General features: G+C 40.0%; 4 protein-coding genes. 2 read left to right on the forward strand and 2 right to left on the reverse strand.

Annotated features, from left to right (window positions below; translation table 11 throughout):
- Positions 1-107: 107 nt before the first annotated feature.
- Positions 108-1,103 (reverse strand): adenosine deaminase, encoded by a 996-nt coding sequence (gene add, locus OHT75_RS08570; protein ID WP_264726075.1) that lies wholly within the window; start codon positions 1,101-1,103, stop codon positions 108-110.
- 215 nt (positions 1,104-1,318) lie between these two features.
- Between add and OHT75_RS08575 the strand changes: the two genes are divergently transcribed.
- Both OHT75_RS08575 and OHT75_RS08580 read left to right on the forward strand, forming a co-directional pair.
- Positions 1,319-3,145 carry a DUF885 domain-containing protein gene (locus OHT75_RS08575; RefSeq protein ID WP_264726076.1) on the forward strand — a complete coding sequence of 609 codons (1,827 nt, stop codon included), beginning with the start codon at positions 1,319-1,321 and terminating at the stop codon, positions 3,143-3,145.
- 86 nt (positions 3,146-3,231) lie between these two features.
- Positions 3,232-4,212, forward strand: coding sequence for an alpha/beta fold hydrolase (locus OHT75_RS08580; protein ID WP_264726077.1), 981 nt, complete (start codon positions 3,232-3,234; stop codon positions 4,210-4,212).
- On the opposite strand, the gene OHT75_RS08585 is transcribed toward OHT75_RS08580, so the two are convergent.
- On the reverse strand, positions 4,181-6,667 hold the full coding sequence (locus tag OHT75_RS08585; RefSeq protein WP_264726078.1) for a putative bifunctional diguanylate cyclase/phosphodiesterase: 2,487 nt from the start codon (positions 6,665-6,667) through the stop codon (positions 4,181-4,183). The genes OHT75_RS08580 and OHT75_RS08585 overlap by 32 nt on opposite strands.
- Positions 6,668-7,078 lie beyond the last annotated feature (411 nt).

The raw sequence follows: 7,078 nt of genomic DNA on the forward strand, positions 1-7,078 counted from the left end.
TCTGTTGCAGGCCTTTATACATCAACCAGTAGATCGGTCAACCGATCTAAAAAGTGCTTATCTGATCGGCATTAGCTTATGCTGGCTTTTTTATTGGCATAAAAGCATTAAGCTTTCGATGCATATAATGCTTTACGTTCACTATCAGACAAAAATGCCATTTCAACGCCATTGCGCTGCACTTGTGACAATTGATCATCAGTCAAACCCATCTCAGATCTCGCAACACGATATTCATGATTGATATCGATGTTACTAACGCCTGGATCATCGGTATTCAAACCAATTAACACTCCTGAATTAAAGAACTGCATAAAGGGATGAGAATCATAATCGGCGATTGTCGAAGTATGCAGGTTACTGGTTGGGCAAGACTCGATGCCAATACGATGCTTAGCCAGATATTCCATCAATTTAGGATCACGAATAGCATTAACACCATGGCCAATTCGTGTTGCACCTAATGTTTGAATCGCTTGCCACATACTTTCAGGACCAGCAGCTTCACCTGCATGGGCTGTGATTTGTAAATCTGCGTCACGAACACGTTTAAAATGCTCTGTGAATAAATCGCCAGGGAATCCTAGCTCATCACCAGCTAAGTCAATCGCCACAATGTTGTCTTTGTGGGCCAGTAAGCCTTCAAGTTCTAAACGGCATTTTTCCTGACCAAATGAGCGCGACATAATACCAATCAAATTGATTTTAATATCATGCTCTTTCGTGCCTGCTGCCACACCATCAATCACGGCTTCGACCACGGCTTCAATCGAAAGATTATGGTTCATCGCCATGTAATATGGACTAAAACGTAATTCTGCATAATCTAAACCCGACACTTTAGCATCCACCACGTTTTCATAGGCGACACGCTTAACGGCATCCAAATCTGCTAAAACAGCCACCATCCAATCCAGCTTCTTTAAAAAAGCGACTAAGCTATTTTCTTTACCTTGAATTTGTACAAAAGGCGCCAAGTTTTCTAAGGAATCGGCAGGTAATGCAATACCATGTTGCAAGCCTAACTCCCAAATTGTTTGGACGCGAACATTGCCATCCAAATGGCGATGTAAATCAACCAATGGAATAGATTTATTGATCATATATAACCCCTATAGTCTCATCCTGCCACATTTTGTTATTAACTTGGTCAGGTATGATTGCAGTAAGTTTAACATGATTTTGGCTAACTGCTGACGATTAAGCGCACAGTATAAAAGCAATAAATACTTACATATACCCATACCGTTGATGCGGTGTTTTCAAGATTAAAATCAGGCATACTGACCACACCACAATATGGATACTAGGAATGACTATGCGTTTGCTTATTTTACCTTCATTAATCGCCCTAAGTCTGGCGGGTTGTAGCCTTAATACTACCGTGGGTGAAGCCTATAAATACGCTAACAATAAAGGCAAAACCTCTTCAGCCCCAATAGCCACAACACCGCAAGCAGCTAAAGTCTTCAGTCAAGATTTACAAACGATTATCGATAAAAGTTGGGCACTAACACTGGCTTACTCACCTGAGCTAGCAGCAAGCCTTGGAGATAACAGTGCCGCAGGTAAACTAACTGATTTATCTCCCGAAACACTGGCTGAACAAAATATCAAAACCCAACAATTACTCGATTCACTGAAGCAGTTAAATCGCACTCAATTGAGTAAAGACGATGTGATCAACGCCAAAATTTTGCAAGACCAACTGCAAAACCAAGTTGATATGTATCGATATAAAGAGCACTACATTCCTATTTCTTCAGAAAGTGGTTTTCATGCTTATATATCAAGCATAGCCAAAGCTTCATTTAATAATGAAACCGATTACCAGCACTATATTGCCCAGCTATCCTCGCTACCGACATACTTTGCCCAGCAAACGTTTTGGTTGCAACAAGGCTTAGCCAGCGGCATCACCCCTGCAAAAGTGACACTAGCCGGTTTTGAAGACAGCATAAGTGCCTTTATTGTGCCCACTGAACAAAGTGGCTACTTTAAACCCTTTACCGAGTATCCGGCTCACTTTTCCGAATCACAGAAGCAGCAACTGACAGCACAGGGTAAGCTTTTAGTCGAAGAAACGGTGCTACCTTTGTATCAAGCGTTTTACGATTTCATGACCCAAGATTACATCCCTAACGCTAGAGAACAAATTGCCGCTTCAGCATTACCCGATGGTGCTGATTTCTATCAAAATAGAGTAGAGTATTACACCACCCTGCCCATGAGCGCAGAAGAAGTTCATCAGCTCGGCCTGAAAGAAGTGGCTAGAATCAAGCAGGAAATGGAGCAAGTCATTGCTGATGTTGGCTTTAAGGGCACGTTTGCAGAGTTTTTACATTTTCTTCGTACCGATCCGCAGTTTTACCCTAAAACCGCTGAAGAGTTACTCAAAGAAGCGGCTTACATTGCTAAAAAGGCAGATGCAATATTACCTAAGTATTTTGGCAAACTTCCAAGAACACCTTATGGCATTGAGCCTGTTCCTGCTGAAATCGCCCCTAAATACACAACGGGTCGATATTCAGGTTCGAACCGCGACGATCAACCAGGCTATTATTGGGTCAACACATATGCGTTAGATAAACGTCCATTATATGAGATGGAAGCATTGACACTGCACGAAGCTGTACCAGGACACCACCTACAAATCTCATTAAACAAAGAACTTACCAACTTACCTAATTTTAGGCGTTACAGCTATATATCTGCATTTGGTGAAGGTTGGGGACTGTATGCTGAATACTTAGGCCTTGAAGCAGGGTTCTATCAAGATCCCTACAGTAATTTTGGTCGTTTGACCTATGAAATGTGGCGAGCTGCTAGGTTAGTTGTCGATACAGGTATGCACGCAAAAGGATGGACACGCCAACAAGCTATTGATTTTATGGCAAGCAATACCGCGTTATCCCTGCATAATGTTCATACCGAAATTGACCGTTATATTTCATGGCCGGGGCAAGCCTTGTCTTACAAAGTGGGTGAGCTAACCATTAAACGGTTACGGGAAAAAGCTGAAAATACATTAGGTGAAAAATTTAATATTAGAGCGTTTCACGACGCCATTCTAGAAAATGGCTCGGTACCTATGCCTATTTTAGAACAAATAATCGATGCCTATATTGCCAAGCAATTAGGCTAATCTTTCGTATTTACCCCGCTGCTCTAGCGGGGTAAATACTGTATGATAAAATTAACTTCACTAGCATGAATTAAACTTACGACAGTATGATTTATAAAAAATTTTCTTCAGAAAAGAAACTCAATACTCCCGAACAACAACGTTTTTGGCAAAGTGTGCATCAAAGCAAATTTGAGTCCAATGATGGCGTTAAAATCGCATTTTGTCAGGTGTTACAAGCCGATGCTAAACACGCAATAGTCATTAGCAATGGTCGAGTCGAATCATACCTAAAGTACCAAGAACTCATTTTTGATTTGTATCAGCAAGGTTATAGTGTGTTTGCGCTAGATCATCGGGGGCAAGGGCTTTCAGAGCGGCTAACAGATAATCCACATCAGGGATACGTTGGTAAATTTGAAGATTATGTTGATGACTTCTCATTCTTTATTGAAAACATCGTCTTACCGACTCAACACCTATCATTGTCAGTGATGGCACACTCTATGGGCGGGGCAATTGCCACTCACTACCTTCATCGTCAGCCTAATATTTTTGATAGTGCAGTCATGTCAGCGCCCATGTTCGGTATTGCATTACCCTTCAATACAAAAATGATCCTCTGGCTAGCCAATCGATTAGATAAAACACGCCCATCGAAACAAGAGGGCAAAATCACAAGTAATTACGTTCTTGGTGGTACCGATTATCAACCAGAGCCTTTTATCAGTAACAACTTGACCCATAGTAAGCATCGATATGAACTTTATCGTGACTTATATAAAAAGCACCCAGAAATACAGCTAGGCTCCCCTACAAATCACTGGTTAGTTGAAGCGATTAACGCTGCAGAGCAAAGCATCGCATTTGCTAAACAATCACAAACTCCCATTCTTATTTTACAAGCAAGTGAAGACTCAATAGTCACCAATCAGGCTCAAGACTTAGCCTTAAGTAACTTGTGTCATAAAGTCGTGATTGAAGGGGCTTACCATGAAGTGTTGATTGAGGGTGATACCCTAAGAAATACCGCCCTCACTTATGCAATAAACTTTATCAAATTACACTCAAAGCAAGCTGAGATTTAAGTAACAGTGTGAGATCGGCTTCATTCAGAGGGCGGCTAAATATATATCCTTGGTAACCATCGCACTTTGCATGGATCAGGTTATTCAACTGACTCTTAGTTTCAACTTGCTTCGCTATCACATCAAAATCAAGGCGAGACGCTAACTCGACCAACGCGCACAACATTGTTTGCGTTGTAGTATTGCTAGCGTTTTCTTCAGCATAACAGGCCGCTAGCTTAACCTGTGACAGTCTAATGCCCTTTAATTGGTGTAAAGCACATAACCCCGAACCAAAATTATCCAATGCGATATTAATATTTTTCGCCTGTAGCTCTTCAATTTTGTTCTTCACCATCTCGGTGTTTACCGAAAAGACATCTTCATTTAATTCAAATTGGATCTTAGCCGGATTGACTTTACTGCTATGGATACGATTTAACACAACGCTGGTAAAATGTTCCTGATGAAAATGTCTTGATGATATATTTAAAGACATAATCGGTACGCTAATCCCTTGTACTTGTAATTTTTTTAACAGACCACAGACAGTTTCTAATATCCATAACTCCATCTCAAATATGAAATCTGATAGCTCAGCTGCTTCTATAAATTTGCGAGGAGCAATGAAACCATGCTGGGCATGATACCAGCGAGGAAGCACTTCCAAACTTGTTATATGACCATCAACATCAACAACAGGCTGATAGACTAAATTCAGTTGATTTTGCGCTAAAGCAGTATGTAGTTCATGACTTAGTTTAAAAGGCTGAATCTGATTATCATTAAGTTGCGGGTGATAAATAAAGCAGCCATTTGATCTCGGCTCCTTGGCACGTTCAAGCGCGTTATCTGCTCTTGCTAACAATATTTGCGGTTCAAGTGACTCGCTGCCATCACACACAACGACTCCAATACGTGCTGAAATAGACAAATTCTGATCGGCAATTGAAAAAGTGCGCCCGATTAATTGCCGCACTTCACTTGCTAACGCTAGAGCGCGCTTATTTGCATGCTCAATGTCATTGCCAAAACTTTTTGCCAACAAGATAAATTCATCCGCCCCCAAACGAGCAACAAAACCAGCTGAAGAGAAAGTACCTGACAATCTTGCAGCAATCATAACTAATAATCGCTCACCCAGTTCTTGCCCTAAAGCATCATTCAACACTTTAAAATTATCAAGATTAATCAATAGGATTGCCGAAAACTGTCCCACTTTACGGCTATAAACCTGTAAATCATAAAGGGAGTCGGCTAGGGTTTCTCGATTAATAAAATCAGTCAACGCGGTTTGACTTGCTGGGTCTTGATCACTTTCAATTCGTTGGCTTTTAACATCAGCAGAAACATCGGTAATAGTACCAATAATACGAATAGGCTTACCCTGCGGCGACCATTCAACAATTTTACCGCGATCAAGCACCCAGATATATTTACCATCTTTATGACGAAGACGATGAACACTCTCATACTCATTGGTATGTCCGTCAATGTACTTTTGCAATATATTGAGTACATCAGCCTTTTCTTCACGGTGTAATCTCGACTCCCATACAGAATAATCATTATCAAGCTCATAAGCTTGATAACCGATTATCTCTTTCCATCGGTCAGAAACGTATACATCGCCAGTTGTTAAGTTCCAGTCCCAAATACCATTACGAGTGCCCTCAACAGAAAAAAGCCAACGTTGCTCTGCATCATTGAGTCTTTTCTGATTACGCCTAATTTTTCCACTCACCTGAACAAGATAATCCCTAAGCTTTGACACCTCAGACGAGTAACAACTGATCCCTTTTTGGAAATCGGCTAAATCAATATTTTTTGCAGCTAAACTTAAGCGAGATAGCGGATAGATCCATAACCAATAGAGGAGCATGCACAAAGCAATCAACAATAAAGTGCCAAAACCCCAAACCTGCATCGTTCTCTCTAAAAGCGCATTTGAGGCCTGAGAGATAAGGTCAGAAATATTATACTCAACGTAAATCAGTTCTAAAGATTGTGCATAGCTAAAACGGTTATTATCAGTAATGGGGTAATAGGCTTGAATAGAAAGTCTGTCGAAATTAACAAAAAGGTAGGGTTTATTAGATTGAACTACACTTTGGTGAATACTATTTGAGTAACCTTCTAATACGTTACTAGCATCGCTATCACGCCATATAATATGATTAGCAAACTGAATGGTACGGCTAGGATCTAAAATAACATATACCATCATATTTAAATCGGTAGAGGTCAACGCAACTTCTTGTTCAATCCTGGTGAAATCCTGATTTTGAATAGAAGACTCAACCACATGACGCATTCGAAATAAATCTTTTTTGAGTTGCTTAGTTTCTTCTTGTGCAAGTTGCCGCTTTAGATCCGTTGACTCGTAAAAATACCCCCCAAATACCATTGCTAGGTGTATAGACAAAATACAAAATGGAATGATAAAAACCAAAGGCACATTGCGAAAAATAAACAAAGCAAATCCAAACGAGTAAAACATCCCTTATGCTAGCGGTAAAGTTATTAACAAGTAAAGAAATAGTTGTTAATAGAAAGGTAAATACAAAACCGAAAACTCATGTTTTTAAACAGGTTATTTCTAATGTTATTGACCTGAGCAACATTAAAACTATCTCAATCACAGTAAATAAATAATCAGAAATTGCCAAAATAAAAGCAGAATAACAAGACGAATTTTTTGATAAGTTGTTATTCTACAATCTAAAAATTTAATGCCTTTATCGCGTATGTTCACATGCTAAAAAAGCAGTTATGTATTACAATTGGCCTTAAATGGAATCAATATTGAACACAACGAAAAAAGCCCTAGCATTGCTGCTAGGGCTTTCATCTTAAGTTGGCGGAGCGGACGGGACTCGAACCCGCG

Origin of the sequence: Shewanella subflava (assembly GCF_025971955.1) — a bacterium.
GTDB lineage: Bacteria > Pseudomonadota > Gammaproteobacteria > Enterobacterales > Shewanellaceae > Shewanella > Shewanella subflava.